Annotated in this window: 19 protein-coding genes; 5 read left to right on the forward strand and 14 right to left on the reverse strand. The window is 54.9% G+C overall.

Features of this window, described 5'->3' with window-relative positions:
* The first annotated feature begins 91 nt into the window (after positions 1-91).
* Entirely contained in the window at positions 92-1,159 is a 1,068-nt protein-coding gene (gene degS / locus OGV79_RS07495) for an outer membrane-stress sensor serine endopeptidase DegS (RefSeq protein ID WP_012135367.1), read from the forward strand.
* Between the two features lie 147 nt (positions 1,160-1,306).
* Here degS and mdh read toward each other — a convergent pair whose 3' ends face one another.
* Positions 1,307-2,245, reverse strand: coding sequence for a malate dehydrogenase (mdh, locus tag OGV79_RS07500; protein ID WP_012135368.1), 939 nt, complete (start codon positions 2,243-2,245; stop codon positions 1,307-1,309).
* A gap of 436 nt (positions 2,246-2,681) precedes the next feature.
* Between mdh and argR the strand changes: the two genes are divergently transcribed.
* Both argR and yhcN read left to right on the forward strand, forming a co-directional pair.
* Positions 2,682-3,152 (forward strand): transcriptional regulator ArgR, encoded by a 471-nt coding sequence (gene argR / locus OGV79_RS07505; RefSeq protein ID WP_012135369.1) that lies wholly within the window; start codon positions 2,682-2,684, stop codon positions 3,150-3,152.
* A 377-nt stretch (positions 3,153-3,529) separates the two neighbouring features.
* Positions 3,530-3,793 carry a peroxide/acid stress response protein YhcN gene (gene yhcN / locus OGV79_RS07510; RefSeq protein ID WP_012135371.1) on the forward strand — a complete coding sequence of 88 codons (264 nt, stop codon included), beginning with the start codon at positions 3,530-3,532 and terminating at the stop codon, positions 3,791-3,793.
* Positions 3,794-3,854: 61 nt separating this feature from the next.
* Here yhcN and OGV79_RS07515 read toward each other — a convergent pair whose 3' ends face one another.
* The 5 genes from OGV79_RS07515 to aaeX all read right to left on the reverse strand — a co-directional run bounded on the left by OGV79_RS07515 (position 3,855) and on the right by aaeX (position 8,815).
* Complete coding sequence (locus tag OGV79_RS07515; RefSeq protein WP_047460936.1) at positions 3,855-4,130, reverse strand: barstar family protein; 276 nt, start codon at positions 4,128-4,130, stop codon at positions 3,855-3,857.
* A 29-nt stretch (positions 4,131-4,159) separates the two neighbouring features.
* Complete coding sequence (locus OGV79_RS07520) at positions 4,160-5,608, reverse strand: NAD-dependent succinate-semialdehyde dehydrogenase (RefSeq protein WP_110493746.1); 1,449 nt, start codon at positions 5,606-5,608, stop codon at positions 4,160-4,162.
* Between the two features lie 90 nt (positions 5,609-5,698).
* A complete protein-coding gene (aaeB, locus tag OGV79_RS07525) occupies positions 5,699-7,666 on the reverse strand; it encodes a p-hydroxybenzoic acid efflux pump subunit AaeB (RefSeq protein ID WP_012135374.1) in 1,968 nt (655 codons plus the stop codon).
* A gap of 5 nt (positions 7,667-7,671) precedes the next feature.
* Positions 7,672-8,604, reverse strand: a complete 933-nt coding sequence (gene aaeA, locus OGV79_RS07530; RefSeq protein WP_012135375.1) for a p-hydroxybenzoic acid efflux pump subunit AaeA — start codon at positions 8,602-8,604, stop codon at positions 7,672-7,674.
* A 7-nt stretch (positions 8,605-8,611) separates the two neighbouring features.
* Positions 8,612-8,815 (reverse strand): p-hydroxybenzoic acid efflux pump operon protein AaeX, encoded by a 204-nt coding sequence (gene aaeX, locus OGV79_RS07535; protein ID WP_000051840.1) that lies wholly within the window; start codon positions 8,813-8,815, stop codon positions 8,612-8,614.
* Between the two features lie 183 nt (positions 8,816-8,998).
* Here aaeX and aaeR point away from each other — a divergent pair, with 183 nt between their 5' ends.
* A complete protein-coding gene (gene aaeR / locus OGV79_RS07540; protein WP_047460928.1) occupies positions 8,999-9,928 on the forward strand; it encodes an HTH-type transcriptional activator AaeR in 930 nt (309 codons plus the stop codon).
* 102 nt (positions 9,929-10,030) lie between these two features.
* On the opposite strand, the gene tldD is transcribed toward aaeR, so the two are convergent.
* The 8 genes from tldD to csrD form a co-directional block, all read right to left on the reverse strand.
* A complete protein-coding gene (gene tldD, locus OGV79_RS07545; RefSeq protein WP_047460926.1) occupies positions 10,031-11,476 on the reverse strand; it encodes a metalloprotease TldD in 1,446 nt (481 codons plus the stop codon).
* Between the two features lie 185 nt (positions 11,477-11,661).
* On the reverse strand, positions 11,662-15,462 hold the full coding sequence (gene yhdP / locus OGV79_RS07550; protein ID WP_115625962.1) for an AsmA2 domain-containing protein YhdP: 3,801 nt from the start codon (positions 15,460-15,462) through the stop codon (positions 11,662-11,664).
* Positions 15,463-15,529: 67 nt separating this feature from the next.
* Positions 15,530-16,999 (reverse strand): ribonuclease G, encoded by a 1,470-nt coding sequence (gene rng / locus OGV79_RS07555; protein WP_012135381.1) that lies wholly within the window; start codon positions 16,997-16,999, stop codon positions 15,530-15,532.
* The gene (locus OGV79_RS07560) at positions 16,989-17,582 is read right to left on the reverse strand and encodes a Maf family protein (protein ID WP_012135382.1); all 594 of its coding nucleotides are present in this window, start codon (positions 17,580-17,582) and stop codon (positions 16,989-16,991) included. The genes rng and OGV79_RS07560 overlap by 11 nt, the downstream gene beginning before the upstream one ends.
* Before the next feature lie 8 nt (positions 17,583-17,590).
* Positions 17,591-18,079 (reverse strand): rod shape-determining protein MreD, encoded by a 489-nt coding sequence (gene mreD, locus OGV79_RS07565; protein WP_012135383.1) that lies wholly within the window; start codon positions 18,077-18,079, stop codon positions 17,591-17,593.
* Positions 18,079-19,098, reverse strand: a complete 1,020-nt coding sequence (gene mreC / locus OGV79_RS07570; protein ID WP_012135384.1) for a rod shape-determining protein MreC — start codon at positions 19,096-19,098, stop codon at positions 18,079-18,081. The genes mreD and mreC overlap by 1 nt, the downstream gene beginning before the upstream one ends.
* Positions 19,099-19,162: 64 nt before the next feature.
* Entirely contained in the window at positions 19,163-20,206 is a 1,044-nt protein-coding gene (gene mreB, locus OGV79_RS07575; protein ID WP_286468205.1) for a rod shape-determining protein MreB, read from the reverse strand.
* A gap of 307 nt (positions 20,207-20,513) precedes the next feature.
* On the reverse strand, positions 20,514-22,454 hold the full coding sequence (gene csrD / locus OGV79_RS07580) for an RNase E specificity factor CsrD (RefSeq protein ID WP_047460917.1): 1,941 nt from the start codon (positions 22,452-22,454) through the stop codon (positions 20,514-20,516).
* Positions 22,455-22,657: 203 nt separating this feature from the next.
* On the opposite strand from csrD, the gene acuI reads away from it, so the two are divergent.
* The gene (gene acuI / locus OGV79_RS07585; protein ID WP_047460914.1) at positions 22,658-23,632 is read left to right on the forward strand and encodes an acrylyl-CoA reductase (NADPH); all 975 of its coding nucleotides are present in this window, start codon (positions 22,658-22,660) and stop codon (positions 23,630-23,632) included.
* Positions 23,633-23,636: the final 4 nt, after the last annotated feature.

Here is a 23,636-nt window from a genome sequence, read left to right on the forward strand (position 1 = left end):
GTCATCGTTAACCGGACATCAGCCCCACGTGCGATGTCCGGTTAACTCGTGGTATGCTGCTGCCGTTCCCTTTTTTAATGACGCCTCCATCATGTTTGTGAAGATCTTACGTTCGGTCGCAATTGGTCTTATTGTGGGTGCCATTCTGTTGGCGGCCATGCCCTCGCTGCGCAAAATAAATACCCTGACCACACCGCAATTCGACAGCGCGGATGAGACGCCAGCCAGCTATAATTCGGCGGTTCGCCGCGCCGCGCCTGCCGTCGTCAACGTTTATAACCGCAGTATGAACAGCACCACGCATAATCAGCTTGAGATCCGCACGCTGGGATCGGGCGTGATCATGGATCAGCGCGGTTACATCATCACCAATAAGCATGTGATCAACGATGCGGATCAGATCATTGTCGCCCTACAGGATGGACGCGTGTTTGAAGCGCTGCTGGTTGGTTCGGATACGCTGACGGATCTGGCGGTGTTAAAGATTAATGCCACGGGCGGTCTGCCGACAATCCCGATCAACACGAAACGCTCACCGCATATTGGTGATGTGGTTCTGGCCATCGGCAACCCGTATAACCTGGGGCAGACCATTACTCAGGGGATCATCAGCGCCACCGGGCGTATCGGTCTGAACCCGACCGGACGACAAAACTTCCTGCAAACGGACGCCTCCATCAACCACGGTAACTCCGGCGGAGCGCTGGTTAACTCGCTGGGCGAACTGATGGGCATTAACACCCTGTCATTTGATAAGAGTAACGACGGCGAGACGCCGGAAGGGATCGGTTTTGCAATCCCGTTCCAGTTAGCGACCAAGATTATGGATAAGCTGATCCGCGATGGTCGCGTGATTCGCGGTTATATCGGCATCGGTGGGCGAGAAATCGCGCCGCTGCATGCGCAGGGCGCCGGAATGGATCAAATCCAGGGGATTGTGGTCAATGAAGTGTCGCCGGACGGCCCGGCTGCGCAGGCGGGTATTCAGGTCAATGATGTGATCATTTCAGTCAACAACAAACCTGCCGTTTCCGCTCTGGAGACCATGGATCAGGTTGCTGAAATACGTCCAGGTTCGGTGATCCCGGTGATTGTGATGCGTGACGATAAAAAGCTGACGCTCCAGGTCACCATTCAGGAATACCCGGCGACAAATTAACGTAATAAAAAAACCGGAGTCATCTCCGGTTTTTTACTGTGTCTCGGTTAACTTGTAGGCCGGATAAGGTGTTTACACCGCCATCCGGCATTATCGCCAGGCCTGACAGCGACGCAAACGCGTCTTATCCGGCCTGCACAAAAGCGCTTACTTGTTAACGAACTCTTCGCCCAGGGCGATATCTTTTTTCAGCGTATCCAGCATACCTTCCAGCGCATTCTGTTCAAACGCGCTCAGTTTGCCGATAGACTTGCGCTCTTCCACGCCGTTTTTACCCAGCAGCAACGGCTGAGAGAAGAAGCGCGCATACTGGCCGTCACCTTCAACGTAGGCACATTCCACCACGTCCTTCTCGCCTTGCAGCGCGCGCACCAGAGAAAGACCAAAGCGCGCAGCAGCCTGACCCATAGACAGGGTTGCCGATCCGCCGCCAGCCTTCGCTTCAACCACTTCCGTACCCGCATTTTGGATACGTTTGGTCAGGTCAGCCACTTCCTGCTCGGTGAAGCTGACGCCCGGGATCTGCGACAGCAGCGGCAGAATGGTCACGCCAGAGTGACCGCCGATAACCGGAACTTCAACGTCGGTCGGCAGTTTGCCTTTCAGTTCCGCAACAAAGGTGTTGGAGCGGATGATGTCCAGCGTGGTCACGCCAAACAGTTTGTTCTTGTCGTAAACGCCTGCTTTTTTCAGCACTTCAGCAGCGATAGCGACGGTAGTGTTCACCGGGTTGGTGATGATGCCCACACAGGCTTTCGGACAGGTCGTTGCGATCTGTTGTACCAGGTTCTTCACGATACCTGCGTTGACGTTAAACAGGTCGGAACGATCCATACCCGGTTTACGCGCCACGCCAGCCGAGATCAGTACGACGTCTGCGCCTTCAAGCGCCGGGGTCGCGTCTTCGCCGGAGAAACCTTTGATTTTTACTGCTGTAGGGATATGGCTCAAGTCAACGGCCACACCTGGGGTCACTGGAGCGATGTCGTACAGGGAGAGTTCTGAACCTGAAGGCAGTTGGGTTTTTAACAGTAGTGCAAGCGCCTGGCCGATACCGCCGGCAGCGCCGAGGACTGCGACTTTCATCCTAAACTCCTTATTATATTGATAAGCTAAGTGTTTGTTGCTCCGCGGCGGCGACCATAATTCACAAATCCAATGAATACAACCACCACGCGTCAAGAATGCGTAGTCACGCAAATTTGGCTTTTATGCATTTAACTTACGTAATAGAAAAGCTAATTTACGTAATTCAAAAGCGCCTGAACCACAGAACAACTTTCCAACAGGTGCTGACAATATACTCTACTGCCCCTCCAAAACAACATCAATTTGATAACATTTAATTTACTTTTAAGCTTATTTGCGCGCCGTGACGCAGGCATGTTTCTTGATAACGGAATTTGATAGAATTCCGCTCTTTCATAACATTATTTCAGCCTCCGGTGAGGCAGACTGTTTGCATAAAAATTCATCTGTATGCATAATAATGTTGTTTCCATCCTCATATTACGGGTGACTTATGCGAAGCTCGGCTAAACAAGAAGAATTAGTCAAGGCGTTCAAAGCGCTACTCAAAGAAGAAAAATTCAGTTCACAGGGCGAAATCGTCCTCGCGTTACAGGATCAGGGCTTTGATAACATCAACCAGTCCAAGGTCTCGCGCATGCTGACCAAGTTCGGCGCGGTGCGTACCCGCAACGCAAAAATGGAGATGGTCTACTGTCTCCCGGCTGAGCTAGGCGTGCCAACCACCTCCAGCCCTTTAAAGAATCTGGTGTTAGATATCGACTACAACGATGCTGTTGTGGTGATCCATACCAGTCCTGGCGCCGCACAGCTGATCGCGCGTCTGCTGGACTCGCTGGGGAAAGCGGAAGGCATTCTCGGAACCATTGCCGGTGACGACACCATTTTCACCACCCCCGCGAATGGCTTTACGGTGAAAGATCTGTACGAAGCCATTCTGGAACTGTTCGAACAAGAGCTGTAATCCCTTCTCCCCGTCGTTAAGCGCGACGGGGAAAAAACCTGCCGCCACCTCTTCCGCCGTCATTTTTCACTGCCTGTCACTTAACAAATAGTGCGTTTAACCGTCAAAAATCATTTACATGGTGAATGTGCAATGGAAAAAACGCACAAATTGCAAAATTTCATATCCTTATGATTTTATTACATTTAATCTTAATCACACGCTTTTTAACACGTTTTTAATTCCATACGGTTATAAAAAAACAAATCATTAACACACAATAACCCATGAAACCATTAGCGTGGTATTAATTAATCGCGTGATTAGTGTATACTTGATTTTGTGATGAGGGTCACGAAACACAGACCCTAATAAAAGAATTCGACGAGGTAAAAATCATGAAAATCAAAACTACTGTTGCAGCATTAAGCGTTCTGTCCGTTCTCTCTTTTGGCGCATTCGCAGCCGAATCCATCAACGCAGAACAAGCGCAAGGCCGTCAGGCTATCGGCTCTGTTTCCGTAAGCGCTATCGGTTCTTCCCCGATGGATATGCATGAAATGCTGAACAAAAAAGCAGAAGCAAACGGCGCATCCGCCTATCAGATTACTGAAGCACGTAGCGGTGACAACTGGCACGCTACGGCAGAACTTTACAAATAAACCCTCGTCGTCTAGTCCGACGACTTGCCCCCGACTGCCGGGGGCTTTTTTATGTTTGTCGTCACGAATGGCGAACATTAAACCGCAGCTGCCCTTCCAGTTCCTCTTCTGCTTCATCAAACAGCAAAATCAGCGCGCCGTAACGCCTGCGCAGTTTTTCCGGCAGATGAACAAACTCAATCTCCAGCGGCAATGGCAGCACCTCGCTCATGAGAGTATCCCATAGAGAATCAAGATCGCCGACTTTCTCTCTGGCAAGGCCAAACATCCGCGTAAATTCGCGGTAAAAATCGTTCTGGTCTTCTATTTCATCAAAATCAAAGGTATAGATGTTCATAGCCAGCCACCATCCCCGACGCAGTCACATTACAGGCCGCCGATGTGCAGGGTCTTCACTTCCAGAAACTCTTCAAGCCCCAGCACCGATCCTTCACGCCCCAGACCCGACTCTTTCACCCCGCCAAATGGCCCCAGCTCGGTTGATACGGCGCATTCATTAATCCCAATCATGCCGCTTTCAATCGCCTGGGAAACACGGAATACGCGTTGTAAATTTTGCGTGTAGAAGTAAGCCGCCAGGCCAAACGGCGTATTGTTGGCGCGCTGAATGACCTCGTCTTCACTGGTAAAACGAAAGCAGGCCGCGACCGGCCCGAAGGTCTCTTCACTGGCCAGTTTCATCCCATCGCTACAGTCGCCCAGTACAGTGGGCTGCCAGAAATTCCCGCCTAACGAATGCGCTTTAGCACCTGCCAGCACCTTCGCTCCTTTTGCGATAGCGTCCTCAACGTGCTCACGCACTTTATCGACAGCCGCCGGTTCAATCAGCGGGCCGACGATCACGCCCTCCTCCAGACCATTTCCGACCTTCAGTTTTTGTACGGCATCCGCCAGCTTGCGGGTAAATTCGTCATAGACCGACTCATGGATATAGAAACGGTTAACGCTGACGCACACCTGCCCCGCGTTGCGGAATTTATTGGCGATCGCCCCCTGTACCGCAGCGTCAATATCCGCATCGTCAAACACGATATACGGCGCATTGCCCCCCAGTTCCATCGAGACTTTCTTCATCGTGTCAGCCGCGTTACGCACCAGCGTTTTCCCAACGGCGGTCGATCCGGTAAAGGAGATTTTGCGCACCTCGTGGCTGGCCATAATGGCGTCGCTGATCTCTGGGGTATTGCCCGCGACGGCGTTCAGCACGCCGTCAGGTACGCCAGCTTTCTTCGCCAGCGTCAGCAAGGCGAATGCGCTAAGCGGCGTGTTATTCGCCGGTTTAATGACCCCCGTACAGCCTGCCGCCAGCGCCGGGCCTAATTTACGGGTCAACATTGCCATCGGGAAGTTCCACGGCGTAATCGCCGCCACGACGCCAATCGGTTCACGAGTGGCAAAGATCCGCGATCCGGGTTTGATCGGCGGGATTATTTCACCATTCGCCCGCTTGGCCTGTTCAGCAAACCACTGGATGAAACTGGCGGCGTACTCCACTTCGCCTTCCGCCTCTTTCAACGGCTTCCCCTGCTCAGTGGTCATCAGACGGCCCAGCCAGGATTTATGCTCAATGATCAGTTCATACCAGCGATACAGAATGGCCGAGCGCTCTTTTGCCGTTTTGGCCCGCCAGGCAGGGAAGGCTTTTGCCGCCGCCGCAATCGCCTCTTCGGTCTCTTTTTTACCGGCTTTGGCAACGGCGGCTATCGTTTCACCGGTTGCCGGATTAAGAACATCAAAGGTGTTATCCAGCGTTTTCCAAAGTCCATCAACCAGATATCCCGTCTGAAAAAGTTCGTTGTCCTGGAGCGTTTGCATGGTTCTTTCTCCTCCTGATGTCATGTTTTCCGCACGTCAGATAAGTATAGCCACAAAAAAACCGACGCTTTTGGCGTCGGCTCCTGAGTGTTAGTTATCCGTCAAGGCGTGCTGATATTTGTGCAACATGCCGGATAGCCGTTTTACCGGCTCCGTCACCCGTGGCGGCGCTTCCCAGACTCGCAATTTTTCCTGATAGACATCAAGCTCATCCAGCAGTTGTCCAAAGTAGCGCCGACGCTTATCGTCATTTCCGGCTGAAATCACATGATCGGCCGTACGCCGGAGCTGGCGGTGAAAAGCAGATAAATCATGATTGACCGGGATGGGCGCATCACGCAGACGTTGGTGCGCAATGATCATCGTCAGCGCCAGACGAAACTTCGGCAGGTCGCCCGGGAATTTGTTCATTAACAAGAACAACTGCTGATACAGCGCCGGAAGGTGGTTCTCTTTACGGCGCACAACGTTGGTGGTCATTGCAGACACCGCTGCGGAAACGAACTGGTTAAGCAGTACACGTCCGGTTCTGTCGCGTGAATTATCACGAACCAACAGAATGACGATAAACGCCATCATGCACCCCACAATCTGCCCGAGCGCGCTGTCAAGGAACTGGCTGAAGTGGAAGGTCATCGGGTTGTCCAGCACGATGATGTTAATGGTACTGGCCAGCGCCCCCATTGAACCCAGCCGCCGTTTCTGGACTTCGATCCCGAGAAAGAATCCCAGCACCGCCAGGCTCAGACACAGCAGCAACATGCTTTGCTGCGTATTCGGGATGATCACTAAAAAATAGAGCAGGCCCAACGGTAGCGCCGCCAGCGTCCCGTAAATAAAGTCGATTGCGACCATGCGCGGGTTGGGTAAGCGCATCGCCAGCGACGTGACGACCGCAATCATCACCATCGCGCCACTTCCCGACGTCCAGCCCGTCCACAGCCAGAATAAGGTGCCCAGCACACAGGACAGCGTGGTACGCCAGAAGTTAACCATCGCGTGATGTCGCTCGGCAGATTCCACCTTCACGACGGGCTCGCCCTGCAACACTTCCTCTTCCGTCACGCTGATTTTGGCGTTGCCAATCACGCCGCGCTTCAGCAGCAGATAACGCGTCGCCGCACCGGCCCAGGTGTAAAGGGTTACGGGCGTTTCACGTTCGCCGGTCCAGGCAATGATGCGACGCATCCGCTTAAGCTGTTTATGTACGTCCTGCGCGGTTTCGACGGGCGTTTCGAACAGCTCGCGGAAGGTGTCGGTGATCAACTCCGGGTGAGTGTTCTGAATCAGGTATGTTTCACAGGACTGGGTGATCAGCGTCAACGAGAGCGTATTCAGCGCTTTCAGGCGGCGGTTGGCGCGCCCCCAGCGCGATGACTCCATATTGAGATTGCTGCGCATGCCTTCCAGCGCCGCCGTCCGCCGCACCAGATCGCCCCAGGCTTTGTCCACTTCCTCACTGTCGCCGTGCTTAATACACAGCTGCATCAGCTGGTATTGCGCCACCAGCAGGCCGTCGACTTCACGATCCACTTCCTGTTTCACTGAACGCGGCGAAAAGAGCAGATCCGCCATAATGGCGCAGACGATACCAATCACGATCTCGCTGCAACGTTCAACCGCGAACTGCGGCGTCAGTAGTGGCTCCGCCTGAATGGTAATGACGATGATCAGCGCCGTATACCCGGACAGCCCCCATGCATAGGAGTTTTCAACCCGCACCAGCGAGGAGATCCAGGTACAAAATCCCGCCCAGATACAGCACACCAGAATCATTAATAACGGCGCGCGAATCATGGTGATGATAATGGTCAGCGCGGCGATACAGCCAATAAATGTCCCGATGATACGCAGCATCCCGCGATAGCGAATCGCGCCGGAATAGGGTTCCCCGCCGGCGGCGAATGCCGGGCCTGCGGCGACAATCGCGGCGGTCAGCACCGCCCAGCGCGGCGTCTCAAGCTGAAAGTGAAAGCCAACAAACAGCGCCAGGACGATGGCGCATGCCAGTTTTACCGCAAAGCGGATATGCTGGTTGGCAATGGAGAAGATACCCATGGTGATTAACCAAACTCGCGCAGACGGTGCGCCATTTTACGGAAGAAGGAGTCCTGCGTTTCATCACGATCCTGCTTGCCGGTAATCACAACGGTTGCGGTTGTCCCGGCAGGCCACAGGTTGTCCTGCTGATCGTCCAGACGGATACGTACCGGAACACGCTGCGCCAGACGTACCCACTCCAGATTGGAGTCGATGGTCGCCATCCCTTTGGCGTCACGCGTGCTGCTGGCGTTAGTGACCCCAGCCGCCACGCTGTCAACGGTGCCTTTCAACACTTTGTTACTGCCAAGCGGCGTTATCTCTGCGCGATAGCCTGGACGGACGCCTTCCAGTTTGGTCTCTTCCATATAGGCCAGCACGTAGAAAGAGTGCTGTTTCACCAACGCAACCGCCGTTGAGCCACGGGTAATAAACTCGCCGGTGTAGACGTTCAGGTTGGTGACCCAACCGTCAGCAGGGGCGCGAATCACGGTACGTTCGAGGTCTAATTTTGCCAGATCGCGCGTCGCCTGCGCTTTGGCAAGCTGATGTAATACGGTTTGCAGAACGTTATTGGCCTGATCGATCTCTTCACGCGACATCGCCTGGACGCCAAGGCGGTTACGGCGGCCAGCCTCCTGGCGTTTTTCCTGTGCCAGCACCTGGTAGTAGGCAACGTCAGCTTCCGCTTCTTCGAGGGCTTTTTTATAGCGCGGCTGATCGATGGTGAACAGTATCTGGTCTTTCTTCACCAGCTGGTTATCATGCACACTCACGTTGGTGATAAGGCCCGCGACGTCTGGCGCAATGGCAACCACGTCGGCGCTGAAGCGCGCGTCACGCGTCCACGGCGACTCGGTGTAATAGACCCAGGCACGAAAAATTGCGATGAAGGCCAGAATGACCAGTACGAGCGTGATGGCCGTACGAGAGAGTTTTCTTGTTAGTGTTTTCACTTCTACCTCAAACGAACAAGCGCGATATTAAATAGAACAGGCAGCAATACAGCGCGGTATTAAACAGAGCCGGATGCCAGACGAAGTCATAAATGCCGGTTGGAACCAGCATCCGGCGCACCAGCCAGAAAATCGCCAGTGACAAAAGCAATTCGAAAAATATCGGTGGGAAGGAGAGACCAAACACCACGATAACGGGAAACAGACTCATGTTGACCTTGATTTATAAAGAGAGTGCAGGCGATACAGTTTTCAGCCAATGCCACCGCAGGGAAGGGCGTGGAAAGACAGGCGAGAGCGGCATAGCGGTTATTTGAATAATAATATATTAACGTAACTGTTATGCTGTTATCTATAATATGTGATCTAAATCACTTTTAAGCCAGAGTGAATAATGGAAAGATTAAAACGCATGTCGGTGTTCGCCAAAGTCGTTGAATTTGGCTCCTTTACCGCCGCTGCCAGACAGCTACAAATGAGCGTTTCCTCTATCAGCCAGACCGTGGCAAAACTGGAAGATGAGCTACAGGTTAAGCTGCTAAACCGCAGTACGCGCAGCATTGGGCTGACCGAGGCCGGTAAAATTTATTATCAGGGTTGCCGTCGGATGCTGCACGAAGTACAGGATGTCCATGAGCAGCTTTATGCCTTCAACAACACGCCTATCGGCACCCTGCGAATTGGTTGTTCTTCAACCATGGCACAAAATGTCCTCGCCGGGTTAACGGCCAAAATGCTGAAAGAGTACCCTGGCCTGACGGTTAACCTGGTGACCGGCATCCCGGCGCCGGACCTGATCGCCGATGGTCTGGACGTGGTGATTCGCGTCGGTGCGTTGCAGGACTCCAGCCTGTTTTCACGCCGTCTGGGGGCAATGCCGATGGTGGTGTGCGCCGCCAAAAGCTATCTCGCACAATTTGGCGTGCCGGAAAAACCCGCCGACCTCAGCAATCACTCATGGCTGGAATACAGCGTGCGCCCGGATAACGAGTTTGAGTTGATTGCGCCGGAAGGGATCTCCACCCGGCTGATCCCACAAGGACGCTTCGTCACCAACGATCCGATGACGCTCAGCCGCTGGCTGACCGCAGGCGCCGGGATCGCCTACGTTCCGTTGATGTGGGTGATCAATGAGATCAACAGCGGAGATCTGGAGATCCTGCTGCCCCGCTACCAGTCCGATCCACGCCCAGTTTACGCGCTGTATACCGAAAAAGATAAGTTGCCGCTGAAGGTGCAGGTGGTGATTAACTATCTGACAGACTATTTTGTCGATGTCGCGCAGCTATTTCAGGGAATGTACGGTCGGGGAAAAGAGAAGTGATCAGCAGCCCGCCTGTAGAACAGGCAGGCCGGATAAGGCGTTCACGCCGCACCCGGCAAAATGCCCGATAACGTAACGGCGTATCGGGCCTACAAAACGACTTTACGCGGTGCCGCCCACGGTCAGGTTATCCACTTTTAACGTCGGCTGGCCCACGCCTACCGGCAGACTCTGCCCTTCTTTACCGCAGACGCCAACGCCGTTATCCAGTTTCAGATCGTTCCCGACCATAGAGATCTGCTGCATCGCTTCGATACCAGAACCAATCAGCGTCGCCCCTTTCACGGGTTTCGTCACCTTACCGTTTTCGATCAGGTACGCTTCTGAAGTCGAGAACACAAACTTCCCGGAAGTGATATCCACCTGCCCGCCGCCAAAGTTAGGCGCATAGATACCGTATTCCACAGACTCGATAATCTCCTGCGGCGTGGATTTCCCGGCCAGCATATAGGTGTTGGTCATACGCGGCATCGGCAGATGCGCATATGATTCACGACGTCCGTTACCGGTCGGCGCAACGCCCATCAGACGCGCGTTGAGTTTATCCTGCATGTACCCTTTCAGGATGCCGTTTTCAATCAACACGTTGTACTGGCCCGGCGTACCTTCATCATCAATGGCGACCGAACCACGGCGATCGGCGATCGTGCCGTCATCAACCACGGTACACAGTTCGGACGCGACCAGTTCACCGATATGGCCGCTGAACACTGACGTACCGCGACGGTTGAAATCCCCTTCCAGTCCGTGGCCTACCGCTTCGTGCAGCAGCACGCCAGGCCAGCCCGCGCCCAGCACAACGGGTAATGTTCCCGCCGGAGCGGCAACCGCCGACAGATTCACCAGCGCCATGCGCACCGCCTCTTTCGCCCAGGCATCGGCGCGTACTTCACCGTCCAAATCACCTAAGAAAAAGTCATAGCCAAAACGACCGCCACCGCCGCTGGAGCCGCGCTCGCGTTTACCGTCTTCCTCTACCTGCACGCTGACAGACAGACGCACCAGCGGGCGCACATCCGCCGCCAGCGTACCGTCGGTCGCCGCCACCAGAATCAGCTCATACACACCGGTCAGGCTGGCCGTCACTTCCTGTACGCGCTTGTCGGCTTCACGCGCCGCCTTGTCCACGCGACGCAGAATGTCGAGTTTCTCTTCGCGGCTCATGCTCTGTAGCGGGTCAATAGCGGTATAAAGCATCGGGTGCTCTACCGCGCCCAGTGTTTTTACTTTGCCGTCGCCGCTGTCGCGCACGATGGTACGCGCGGCCTGCGCGCTCTGCTCCAGCGCTTGCAGGCTGATCTGATCGGCATAGGCAAACCCTGTTTTTTCACCATTGATAGCGCGCACGCCAACGCCCTGATCGATATTGTAAGAACCATCTTTGATGATGCGATCTTCTAAAACCCAGGATTCGTGATAGCTCGACTGAAAATAGAGATCGCCGTAATCGAGACGGCGTTCGGCCAGTTGGCCCAGAATGGCAAACAAATCCTGATGGTTCAGGCCGTTCGCCGCTAGCAATTGTTCACTTACCAGGTTCAGACTCATCGTTTTGCTACTCGTTAGTTACTGTTGTAGGCCTGATAAGACGCGCCTGCGTCGCCATCAGGCGCTTCAATACCGGACTGCGGTAGAAGTTATGTAGGCCGGATAAGCGCAGCGCCATCCGGCTTTTGCAGTTCGTCATTCATTTCTATTTACTGAGATTGGGGCAATTACTCGCCCCCGTCAAATCATTGCTGGCTTTCTTTACGCGGCTGGCGCAGGACTTCGTTAATCTGCGGTTTGTCTACCGGGCCCGTGATGCGATAGCGCAGAATGGAGACTTTGCTCCACAACGGCCCCAACACTTTACTCGCGGCAAATACCGCCGCCCCGACAATCGGGTTCACCGCAAACGCGGCGGCAACCCCTACCGTGGCGGAGATTTCCGGTGCAACGACGGCTTCAATATCGAGTTCCCGACGCACCAGATTGACAGAACCTTTCATGGCGATGTCGGCCTCCAGCCCATCCACCAGCGTATCGTCAGTGTGCATCACGCCGTCTTTGATCCACGCCGTACTGCGAATAGAGTCAAAGTAGAAACCGTCGCTGAACGTATCGCTGAAATCAAAACGCAGCTTACGCAGCAGTGCGTCAAAACTCAGCAGACGCAGAAGCTGCCCCGCATGACCGGTGCTCAGCTCGGTAATTTCACCTTTCCCCAGGCGGGTACGTAAAATACCATTAAGGGAAGCCTCATCCGGCTGCCAGGGCAGGTTACGCCAGTGTAAGTCATAGTCCACGTTAAACGAGGCGTTGCGGATGGGGGTCGAAACGCCAAAGAATCCCGCTGCGGCATCAATTTTATGGCCGCGCAGTTTCCCCTTCAGCGACGTGCGCTCGCTACCCGGCGTGTTCACCCAGACACCCTCAGCCGTCAGCCGGGAGAAGCCCGTATCCAGCAGCCCGTTACTCAGGGTCAGCGTATTTCCCTGAATCGCGACGTCGCCGTCAATACGCCCATATTTTTGCCCCCACAGCCAGCATTCGACGCAGCGTAACTGCACATCAGGCCAGCCGCGGAAACTGACTCGCTCAAGGGAGGAGAACGGCGAGGTCGCCTGCGCGCCGTCTGTACGCTTCGCCGCGCTCGGGTTGTAATACAGGTATTTGATGTTCGCCTGCCACGGGGCATTATTGCGTATCGCCAGCGTGGCGTTAACCTCGCGCCCCTGCGCTTCGACCTTCTGACCATTCAGCGACGGCTCAGAGACAATGCTCAGGTTATTCCACTGTTGCCCGCCCAGCGACAGCGAAGGCGTTCGTAGCGTCACGCGCTGCGGCAAACTGGTCTTTGCGCCAACGTTATCCGCCGCGCCTTTCTGGAACAGCGCCAGCCACTCTGCGCCATCCATTGCCGGAAGATTAAGCTCAACGCCTTGTCGGTCAGGCAATGTCGGCGTGGTGCGGCTATCCGTTGTCCAGATTGCCCGATCCAGCGTCAGTTTCTGATTCAGCAGCCAGCGGCTGTTAAAGTGATTATTTTTCCCGGCGCTGCCGGTCAGCGCGAAGCTACGCAAGTTACCGTCAGCCTTAATGCTCACCGGCAAGGATTCCCCGGCCTGCTTGTCGAGCGGTGACGGTAAGTGACTGCTCACATTCTTCAGGTCGCCTTTCAGTTCTACGTTGTATGTCGCACCAGAGTGATAAGGAAGCGCAATGCCCACTTTACCGTTCCACGCCATACCGCCGCTTATAGCATCGTTCACCTGCGCAGGTAGCACGCCCATACGGCCCGGCTGCCAGTTGCCGTTAAGGTTGACGTCGACCTGATAGGCCTTTTCCCCTTCATTGGTGGAGAAATCCACGTTCAACGGCTGATTAAACCAGTTTGCCGTTAACGGTTCGCTCTTAAGATTGCCGTTGTTGAAGCTGAACTTACCGCTCAGGTTCTTCAGCGTGCTGTCGAGCGGCTTAATGAACAAACTATTATTACGCAGCGAGACGTCCCCTTTGGCGGTGACCAGCTCGCCATCCAGCGGAATATCAAGATGTAAGCGAGCATTCACATCGCCGTCAATCTGGAGTTGCTCCAGCGTGGCGCCGAGAGAATCTTTCAGCGGCGTGTCGTCAAAATACGGGCCGACCGCTTTACCCGGCCCATTGATATCGGCATCAATCAGCAGCTTTTCTTTGGCATAGTCCGGGATGATCGCGGTCAGATTGCTGGCCTTAACACCGCCCAGATTGACGCTATCCGCCTTCATCCACAGGCCATCGTTCAGGAAGTCCAGCTCAATGTTGAGGTCGGTCAGCGCGGGCCAGTCCGGCTGGAAAGCAAACTTCGCGTTACGCAGCGGCACCAGCACTTCAAACTGACCTTCATTATGTTTGTAGGGGAAAAGATGTGGATTGCCGCCATACACCAGCGTGGCGTTATCCGCTTCGCCGCCCTGAATCGCGCCGCTAAGGTAATCAACCAGCTCTTTGCCCATCAGGTTTTCCGGGAAATAACGCCAGGCCTGTGAACCGTCATCGGTGCTAATCCCCGCCAGAATCCCCAGCCAGGGCTCCTCTCCGGCGGGTTGCAGGTAACGAAAACCGCCGCGCGCATGTACGGCTTTCGCTTTCACGTCGATGTTGCGCCCGTCCAGCTGAAACCCTTTGTCATTCTTCAGCCAGGTGAGCGTCGCCACGCCGTTTTCAATTTCCAGCGGTGCGCGAAAGACGGTTTCATACGGCATTTCGGCCTGCTGCATCGAGGCGGTCAGCGCGCCGTTTTCCACGCTGCCGGACAAGGTGCCGGAGAAGTGTTCCGCGCCCGGTAAGAGCTTCCACTGCTTCCAGGCGAGGTTATCCCACGACGCCTGGAAACGCGTTTTCTCCGTCGCCTGTAGCGGGATATCCAGCGCGAGAGTGTCTATTTTTCCGCGTGGCTGTGTGGCCTGCCAGATGTCGCCCAGCGCAGGCGAGAGTTTCGCAGCCACCGGACGCAGCCCGTCCATATCGGCCAGTTCAAGGTTGCTGGCGCGAATACGCAATTCATCGCTGCGTATGTTGTTCTGACCGCCAACTTCTTGTTCCGGCACCCAGGCCAGCGTTAACGCGCCGCGCGGCCAGGGTTTGCTATCCAGCGTGATACGCGTGTCAGGAATATAAAACTGCCAGCCCGGCTGTTCACGCGTAATGTGCGCGGTCAGGTTATCAACGGAAAGCGTGTGCGAATGATTATCACCCTGCCAGCTCGCGCCGCCCTGCTTAAGCCAGATATCGCCGCTGGAGACTTCGCCTTTCGTGAGCGTCATCCAGCCTTCCAGGCTAAAGCGTGCGGTTTGCAGCGCCACGTTATCCTGCATCCATTTGCCCAGCCACGGCTTCACGTCAATATCGTCGGCCTGTAGCCAGACCCGACCGTTGTTCAGCAGCCCGTCGTCGTCACGCAGATCCATACGAACCTGCATCACGCCATGCTGCCCGGTCAGGCTGGAGAGACTGACCTGACCTTCCGCGCGGTGCCTGTCTTTGCCGTTCAACCAGGTAAGCTGCGGGATCGCCAGTTCGGCTCGCTGGCCTGATAAGGTCAGAAAGCTAATTTGGCTGTCCCGGAGATCGAAGTGATCAAACTGACGCAGGAAAAGATCGCTAATACGGTTGGTTTCAATGCCTTCGTCGCCGTCGCTGCGTTGGATCGGCGTATTGGTGCGGATGTGCAGTTGCCAGAAGGTGAGATCGCGAAACTGCCAGCGCATATGCAACAGGCTTTGCCAGACATCCAGCGCCAGCGTGACGCGCTTTACTGAAAGCTCGCCGCCATCTTTCAAACTGGCATGGATGTCCCGGGCTTCAAGCGTGGGGCCAAAGGTTTGCCAGTTCGCATGCAACTGGCTGGCGGCAACAGGAATACCCGTGGCAGATTCAATTTTGCTGAGGATCGCCGGACGCCAGCTATCCAGATGGGGGAGCGCAAGGCGCAATCCACTGATCAGCAGCGCAACGACGACGACGAGCGCGGCTCCAGTGAGCAGTAATATCCCCGGCAATCGCCTCACGCGTCTCTCCTTGTCTGCCAAAAATGTGACTCACAAACCCGTTATCCGGCCTGGAAACGGCGGTCTTTTACATCATTACGACGTCAAATTGCTCCTGGTTATAGAGCGGTTCAATCTGGACTTTAACTTGCTTGCCGACAAAAATTTCCACCTCTGCCAGCGCGTGCGACTCTTCGCCTTTTAACGTTTCCGCCACCGCTGGAGAGGCATAAACGAGGAAACGATCGGAGTCGTAGGCATGATGCACACGCACGATTTCACGCATAATTTCATAGCAGACGGTTTCCACCGTTTTCACCGTACCGCGTCCATGACACGTTGGACATTCATTGCATAGCACATGTTCCACGCTTTCGCGGGTACGCTTGCGGGTCATCTCTACCAGACCCAGTTGCGAAAAGCCGTTGATGCTGGTTTTCACGCGATCTTTGCTCAGCGCCTGCTCCAGAGAATGCAGTACCCGACGGCGATGATCTTCATTATTCATGTCGATAAAATCGATGATGATGATACCGCCCAGATTGCGCAGACGCAGCTGCCGCGCAATCGCCTGCGTCGCCTCAATATTGGTATTGAAGATCGTGTCATCGAGATTACGGTGCCCGACAAACGCCCCGGTATTGATATCAACGGTGGTCATGGCTTCGGTTTGATCGATAATCAGATAACCGCCGGATTTCAGTTCCACCTTGCGTTCCAGCGCGCGCTGAATCTCATTTTCAACATCAAAGAGATCGAAAATCGGCTGATGACCGCTGTAGTGTTCGAGCTTGCTGGTCATCTCAGGGATATATTCCGCAGTAAATTCCAGCAATGCCTCGTACGTCAGACGCGAATCCACGCGGATTCTGTCCAGCTCGGCATCGGCAAAATCACGCAGTACGCGCTGCGCCAGCGCCAGTTCGCCGTACATCTGATAGCGCGTTTGCGGCCGCTTTTTACGCTCCATGACTTTCGTCCAGACGCGTTTGAGGTAAGCGGCGTCCGACGCCAGATCCTCTTCGCACACCCCTTCCGCCGCCGTACGGATGATAAATCCACCCTGCTCGTCGCAATACTCCGCCACCACCTTCTTCAGGCGTTCACGTTCGGTTTCGCTTTCAATACGCTGAGAAACGCCAACGTGCGACGCGCCGGGCATAAAGACGAGGTAGCGGGAAGGCAGCGTGATGTCCGTCGTCAGGCGCGCGCCTTTGGTGCCAAGCGGATCTTTTACCACCTGCACCATCAGATCCTGCCCCTGACGCACCAGCTCAGAGATGTCGCGTACGGTGAAGTTCTTTTGCTCTTCACCCGCCACGCATTCGGTATGCGGCATAATGTCTGAAGCATGAAGAAACGCGGCTTTCTCCAGTCCAATATCTACAAAAGCCGCCTGCATACCCGGAAGTACACGGCTTACACGGCCTTTGTAGATATTGCCTACGATGCCTCGTCGCGCTTCACGCTCAATATGAATTTCCTGAAGAATACCGCCATCAATGTACGCCACGCGTGTTTCCGATGGCGTTACGTTTACCAACAATTCAGCCGTCATGTTTATCCCTTTTCTCACGCAGTGCGTTAAAATTGCTCAGCAACTCATACGTTTCAACCAGCGGTAAGCCGACCACGGCGTGATAGCTGCCGTTTATCTTCCTGACAAAACAGCCACCCTGCCCCTGAATACCGTATGCTCCAGCTTTATCCATAGGCTCACCGCTGGCGACATAGCCCGCGATGTCCTCATCACTCAGTGTTCTGAACGTCACCTCCGTCACCACCAGACAATCCAGAACGTACTGGCTGTCCGCCAGCGCGACGGCCGTCATCACCTGATGCGTCTGCCCCGACAGTTTGCGCAGCATATGCGCCGCGTGTTCTGCATCGCGCGGTTTCTCCAGCACTTCACCGTTAAGAATCACGATAGTATCGGCGCCCAGCACCGGCAAGTCGCGCGCCGTTTGCGCCACGCCTGCCTGCGCCTTTTCCCGCGCCAGACGGGAGACATACTGTTGCGCGCTTTCGCCTTCGCCACGCGTTTCTTCAATTCCCGTAACGATACGTACAAAAGAGACGCCCAGCTGCGCAAGCAGCTCCTGGCGGCGAGGTGAACCGGAAGCAAGATAAACGTCAGTCATAGAAACCTTTACTGCACAGCAAACTGCTGGCGCACTTTGCGCATCAGCAGGAAAAGCCAGGGCCAGAGCACACCGTTTACTACACTACTCCAGAACACTTCCGGTCTGAAAGAGACGTTGATCACTAAAAACTCGGCCCAGAAAACAATAATGTCCACGACCAGTGAGAGCAATATCACCACCAGCGCCTGTTGCCAGAGCGCCAGGTTACGGAATAGCTGGAATTTCAGTGCAACCAGATAAGCAATGATACTCATCGACAAGGCCCGCACGCCAAGCGTGGAGCCGCTGATCAGATCCAGTATGGCACCCATCACAAAACCTGTACCCACATTTACGCGGTGCGGCAGTGCGAGTATCCAGTACAGCAAGATAAGGAGCACCCAGTTTGGCCGGAAAACGATGATGTCATCCGGCCAGGGCATGATTTGCAGCAATAGCGCAATAAGAAACGAGAGCCAGATAACCCAGCGACCCTGGCTACGATAACTTGCCACTATTGCCCCCCCGTTGCGCGCGTAGCCGACGGTTGTTGAGGCGCGGCAGGCGCCGGGCTAATCCCCGTGGCAGGGTCCGGCATTGGCGCTGGCGGCCCCATCGCATCTGGCGAAGGCAGAACCTGCGGCATCATCTGCATCAGTCGTTCGTTAGCGACGCGATGCACATCTTCCGGCGTCATCGGATTAGCGCCGTTGCGATCGGCTCCCCACAGCAGCAGCAGATAACGCAAACGCTGTAAACCCGCAGTCGGACGCGCCTGAATCACGGTGTAAGCACGTTGGGTGTCCAGCTTGACGGACGAAACCACGCCCACCGGATACCCTTCCGGGAAACGGCCGCCCAGACCCGACGTTACCAGCACATCGCCAACGCGAATGTCGGTGTTTGCCGGTAAATGCTCAAGCTGTAAATCGTCCGTGCAGCCGTTACCGGCGGCAATGACGCGGATATCGTTACGCAGCACCTGAATCGGCAACGCATGTGTCGCATCGCAAATAAGCAGAACGCGGCTGGTCAGTTTCGCCACCGCAACGACCTGGCCCACTACGCCTTTGTCGCTGATGACCGGTTGCCCCTCATAGACCCCATTCACGCTTCCTTTGTCGATCACCACCTGATCGCTGTAAGGATCGTTAACCGTGGAGATGACCTGAGTCACCATTTTTTGTTCGTCCTGACGCAGCGGCGAACCCAGCAGCTCGCGCAAACGCGCGTTCTCCTGTTTGTATTGCCCCAGCATCAGCAATTCGCTGTTTTTCAGCAACAGTTCCTGGCGCAGCGCCCGGTTTTCAAGTTCGAGTTGGTCACGCGAAGCCAGCGTTTGCGACACGCCGTCGAGTAATTCACGGGGACCATTGGAAATAAAGTAGAAAGGGCTGACGGCGGTATCCATGTACGTGCGGATTTGGCTGAACGTCCCCAGGCGGCTGTCGGCTATAATCACGCCGAGCGCCACCAGCACCGCCAGAATAAGGCGAATCTGTAGCGACGGGCCACGGCTAAAAATTGGCTTCATAAGTTTGCGTATTCTCGTATCAGAGTCGGCAGGGTAATCAAACCATCACCCTGCCGGTATCCGATTACTCTTCGCTGAACAGGTCGCCGCCGTGCATATCGATCATTTCCAGCGCCTTGCCGCCGCCGCGCGCCACGCAGGTCAGCGGATCTTCAGCAACAACGACAGGAATGCCGGTTTCTTCCATTAACAGACGATCAAGGTTACGCAGCAGCGCGCCGCCGCCCGTGAGCACCATACCGCGCTCGGAGATATCAGACGCCAGTTCCGGCGGGCACTGTTCCAGCGCAACCATCACCGCGCTCACAATACCGGTCAGCGGCTCCTGCAACGCTTCCAGAATCTCGTTGGAGTTCAGGGTAAAGCCGCGTGGAACGCCTTCCGCCAGGTTACGCCCGCGAACTTCGATTTCACGCACTTCGTCGCCCGGATACGCAGAACCGATTTCGTGTTTGATACGTTCTGCGGTCGCTTCGCCGATCAGAGAACCGTAGTTACGGCGCACGTAATTGATGATCGCTTCGTCGAAGCGGTCGCCGCCAATACGCACAGAAGAAGAGTAAACCACGCCGTTCAGAGAGATAACGGCCACTTCCGTCGTACCGCCACCGATATCGACAACCATTGAACCGGTTGATTCAGACACCGGCAGACCGGCGCCGATTGCCGCAGCCATCGGCTCTTCGATCAGGAACACTTCACGAGCGCCAGCGCCCTGTGCGGATTCACGAATCGCACGACGCTCTACCTGGGTCGCTCCTACCGGTACACACACCAGCACACGAGGGCTTGGACGCATAAAGCTGTTGCTGTGCACTTGTTTGATGAAGTGCTGGAGCATTTTTTCAGTCACGAAGAAGTCAGCGATAACGCCGTCTTTCATCGGGCGAATAGCAGCGATATTGCCCGGCGTACGACCCAGCATCTGCTTCGCATCATGACCTACTGCGGCCACGCTTTTCGGTGAACCGGCACGATCCTGACGAATGGCCACAACGGAAGGCTCATTCAATACGATGCCTTGTCCTTTTACGTAAATGAGGGTATTCGCAGTACCCAGGTCAATGGACAGGTCATTGGAAAACATGCCACGAAATTTTTTCAACATACTAAGGGATAATCCTGAAAGCTGGGGCGGAAAACAAAATCCGCTTACTTTACCAACCACACGCAGCAGCGACAAGGCGCAAAAATCATCTGCTACGGTGAAAATTAGCGCAGTACGTTTCCTTTGTTACAAATCTCTGTCTGGGTCCATCAGAACTGAATACATCAGCAGCAATCCTGGCCTTCATTTGCAACCTGTAAAAGGTCGTTTACCTGCATATTTGCTGCAACAATCTGGCGAGCAGACAAGCACACCCCCATGAGGCACAGCGCGCGTTATTCTACGTGAAAACAAATTAAACGGCAGGTTAAACCGAGTATCTTTGCGAATATTTTTTCACGTTGGTGTCAAGTGGTTGGGAGGAGGCAAAAAAATCCCCCTGTCCGCCCGCCACTCCGCGCCCCGTCAGCGTATGCCACTCGCTACGCGAACGGACGCCTGTCGCGTAAACCTGCGTATGCGTTCCCGTGCAGGCTTCCACCAGGCTCTGTACCAGCAACTGGTTTTCCGTTCGTTTCTCAATGTTTCTTACCAGACTCGGATGAAGTTTCAGTAATTCCACATTAAGTTCTTTAATCCAACTGGTACTCACCAGCGTCAAACCCGCCTGTGTCACTGCGATCCGAACGCCAAGCGCATTCATTAAACGAATAACAGGCTGTAACCGACTGATGTGTTGACAAACATCTGCCTCGGCAAGTTCAAAAATAATACGTTTTCGCTGCGATTTTTCGCACTGCATCAACGTATCACGCAGCCAGCGCTGAAACCGTGGGCGGATCAACGATTCTACCGTTACCTGCATCGCCAGATTTTCCTCCGGCCAGTATTTCAGCAGCGGGATCAAACGGCTAATTTGCAAGCGGTCATACTCTTCCGATAAACCGAACTGCAATACCATCGGCATGTATTCCGCCGAAATCACCTCTTCGGCGCCGTCAAAGATACGGCACATCAGCTCCCGGTGGTGTACACGTCCTTCACGCATTACCGCCGGTTTCTGATAAATCCGCGGCCCGCCCCGGCTGAGCATCTGCTCAATAAGGGTGCGCCAGCGTACATTGCCACGGCCTTTTTCCGGCAGCGAATCGTCATACACCGCCCAACTGTTCCCTCCCTGCAACACGGCATTTCGGGTCGCGGCTTCGGCATGTTCCATCACCTGCTCCGTTGACTGACCGCTACGCCATGCGCAAATGCCGATATGTACCATATCGTCACGATCGAGCTTTTTATTAACCGGTAATGCATCTACCGCTTTTAATAACTGCCCGGCGATGCTCTCCGCTTCTTTCAATGTGCGGTGCGGCAACAGGACGGCAAAGTCGCTGCGGTGGTAGCGCGCCAGCAACGAACCCGGGTAGCGCATAATAAATGTCGACAGCAGATTAATCAGCGCAAACAGCTGTTCTTCCGCGAGATCGCGCCCCCAGCTGTCGTGAAGCAGGTTAAAGTCAGGCAGGCGGATCATCATCACCACGCCATGCGATCCCACTTTTTCCTGATCTTCCAGCAGCGTCGCCAGTTGGTTATCAAAAAACAGGCGATTGCCCAGCCCGGTTTTGACATCCTGCGCCGCATAAGAACGGATAAGCGTATCCAGACGACTGCGCTGTTCGCTGGCAAACTGAATTTCAGACAGCAGCATATCCAACGCGCTGCTGGTACGCGCGGGCCATTCATAGACCGACCCTCGCGCATTCGGCCCGCGTTCGCCGTTCAGAATACGCGTTGCACGAATTTCCAGCAGCTCCTGCCCGGACAGCTGGCGCTGTAGCCAGCGTACCGATAAGAACAAGATGAGAACGATAAAGCCGATCGCCAGCGTGAGCGGCGCGGTGGTCACGAGCGAGTGAAAATAGTTGCCCATCGGGTCCTGAAACACCACATGCAGCGAGGTGCCGGGATGCTTTACCAGCGGAATCGTCAGCTCACGATACAGGTTGTTGCTTCCCGCTGGCCGATAGCTGCTGTTGCGCGAATGGCTATACACCTGGCGGCCATCCTGCAACAAATCGACGCGCACGATATCGACCGATACCATCAGTTCATTAATCTGCGGCGTTAGCGTGACAAAATCAGAGGAGACAAGATGCGTGTCAATAGCGGTGGCGACCGCCTGAATGCGGCTGGTGAATTTATTCTCGATGGCATTGTAAAAACTCAGCGAGCAGCCGATGAGCGTAACGAAGATCGTTAACCCGGTAAGCAGCGTGACAAAGGCTGAGAATTTCGTCGTTAATCGCATCCGTGTGTTAACTCCGACAGTTATAAACGACATGAAAGAGCAACTCTGAACGCGAAGTCCGTTAAATTGCACAGCTCAGCGGGCATACTACCAAATCAGGTCTATCTGGCAATTTATTGCGTTGAATCGGCATCACGTTTTGATTAGCGAGTATAGTCTTCATAAATATTTTTCCAATCCACTATGCAAATTGAGGACAGGTTATGCAGGCTTTGATCTTAGAACAGCAGGACGGTAAAACCCTTGCTTCCGTTCAGACCCTTGAAGAAAGTCGGCTACCGGAAGGGGATGTAACGGTAGATGTCCACTGGTCCAGCCTGAACTATAAAGATGCTCTGGCCATCACCGGGAAAGGGAAAATCATCCGTAACTTTCCGATGATTCCTGGCATCGATTTCGCCGGAACCGTACGCGCCAGTGAAGATCCCCGCTTCCATGCCGGTCAGGAGGTTTTACTGACCGGCTGGGGCGTGGGCGAAAACCACTGGGGCGGTCTGGCTGAGCGCGCCCGCGTAAAAGGCGACTGGCTGGTTGCTCTCCCGAAAGGTCTTGATAGCCGAAATGCGATGATTATCGGCACCGCCGGTTTTACCGCCATGCTGTGCGTGATGGCGCTGGAAGACGCAGGCATTCGTCCTGAAGATGGCGAGATTGTCGTGACCGGCGCCAGCGGCGGCGTGGGCAGCACTGCCGTTGCGTTGCTGCATAAGCTGGGCTACCAGGTTGTGGCCGTGTCAGGACGCGAAAGCACTCACGACTACCTGCGTAGCCTGGGCGCCAACCGCATTCTGGGGCGCGATGAGTTTGCCGAATCCCGCCCGCTGGAAAAACAACTCTGGGCCGGGGCCATCGACACCGTTGGCGATAAAGTGCTGGCGAAAGTGTTGGCGCAGATGAACTACGGCGGCTGCGTTGCGGCCTGTGGTCTGGCGGGCGGCTTCGCGCTCCCCACCACGGTCATGCCGTTTATTCTGCGTAATGTCCGCTTGCAGGGCGTGGATTCCGTGATGACTCCGCCTGCCCGCCGCGCAGAAGCCTGGAAACGCCTGGTCAACGACCTGCCAGCCTCTTTCTATGCGCAAGCTGCAACAGAAATCACGCTGGCAGACGCGCCAAAATTCGCCGATGCCATCATCAATAACCAGGCACAGGGCCGTACGCTGGTGAAGATTGCCTAATCTT

Source organism: Citrobacter sp. CK185 (assembly GCF_030333565.1).
Taxonomy (GTDB): domain Bacteria; phylum Pseudomonadota; class Gammaproteobacteria; order Enterobacterales; family Enterobacteriaceae; genus Citrobacter_B; species Citrobacter_B koseri.

Coding starts and splice junctions, on each gene's coding strand:
- degS (WP_012135367.1), top strand. CDS start 92: ATGTTTGTGAAGATCTTACGTTCGGTCGCAATTGGTCTTATTGTGGGT.
- mdh (WP_012135368.1), bottom strand. CDS start 2,245: ATGAAAGTCGCAGTCCTCGGCGCTGCCGGCGGTATCGGCCAGGCGCTT.
- argR (WP_012135369.1), top strand. CDS start 2,682: ATGCGAAGCTCGGCTAAACAAGAAGAATTAGTCAAGGCGTTCAAAGCG.
- yhcN (WP_012135371.1), top strand. CDS start 3,530: ATGAAAATCAAAACTACTGTTGCAGCATTAAGCGTTCTGTCCGTTCTC.
- OGV79_RS07515 (WP_047460936.1), bottom strand. CDS start 4,130: ATGAACATCTATACCTTTGATTTTGATGAAATAGAAGACCAGAACGAT.
- OGV79_RS07520 (WP_110493746.1), bottom strand. CDS start 5,608: ATGCAAACGCTCCAGGACAACGAACTTTTTCAGACGGGATATCTGGTT.
- aaeB (WP_012135374.1), bottom strand. CDS start 7,666: ATGGGTATCTTCTCCATTGCCAACCAGCATATCCGCTTTGCGGTAAAA.
- aaeX (WP_000051840.1), bottom strand. CDS start 8,815: ATGAGTCTGTTTCCCGTTATCGTGGTGTTTGGTCTCTCCTTCCCACCG.
- aaeR (WP_047460928.1), top strand. CDS start 8,999: ATGGAAAGATTAAAACGCATGTCGGTGTTCGCCAAAGTCGTTGAATTT.
- tldD (WP_047460926.1), bottom strand. CDS start 11,476: ATGAGTCTGAACCTGGTAAGTGAACAATTGCTAGCGGCGAACGGCCTG.
- rng (WP_012135381.1), bottom strand. CDS start 16,999: ATGACGGCTGAATTGTTGGTAAACGTAACGCCATCGGAAACACGCGTG.
- OGV79_RS07560 (WP_012135382.1), bottom strand. CDS start 17,582: ATGACTGACGTTTATCTTGCTTCCGGTTCACCTCGCCGCCAGGAGCTG.
- mreC (WP_012135384.1), bottom strand. CDS start 19,098: ATGAAGCCAATTTTTAGCCGTGGCCCGTCGCTACAGATTCGCCTTATT.
- mreB (WP_286468205.1), bottom strand. CDS start 20,206: ATGTTGAAAAAATTTCGTGGCATGTTTTCCAATGACCTGTCCATTGAC.
- csrD (WP_047460917.1), bottom strand. CDS start 22,454: ATGCGATTAACGACGAAATTCTCAGCCTTTGTCACGCTGCTTACCGGG.
- acuI (WP_047460914.1), top strand. CDS start 22,658: ATGCAGGCTTTGATCTTAGAACAGCAGGACGGTAAAACCCTTGCTTCC.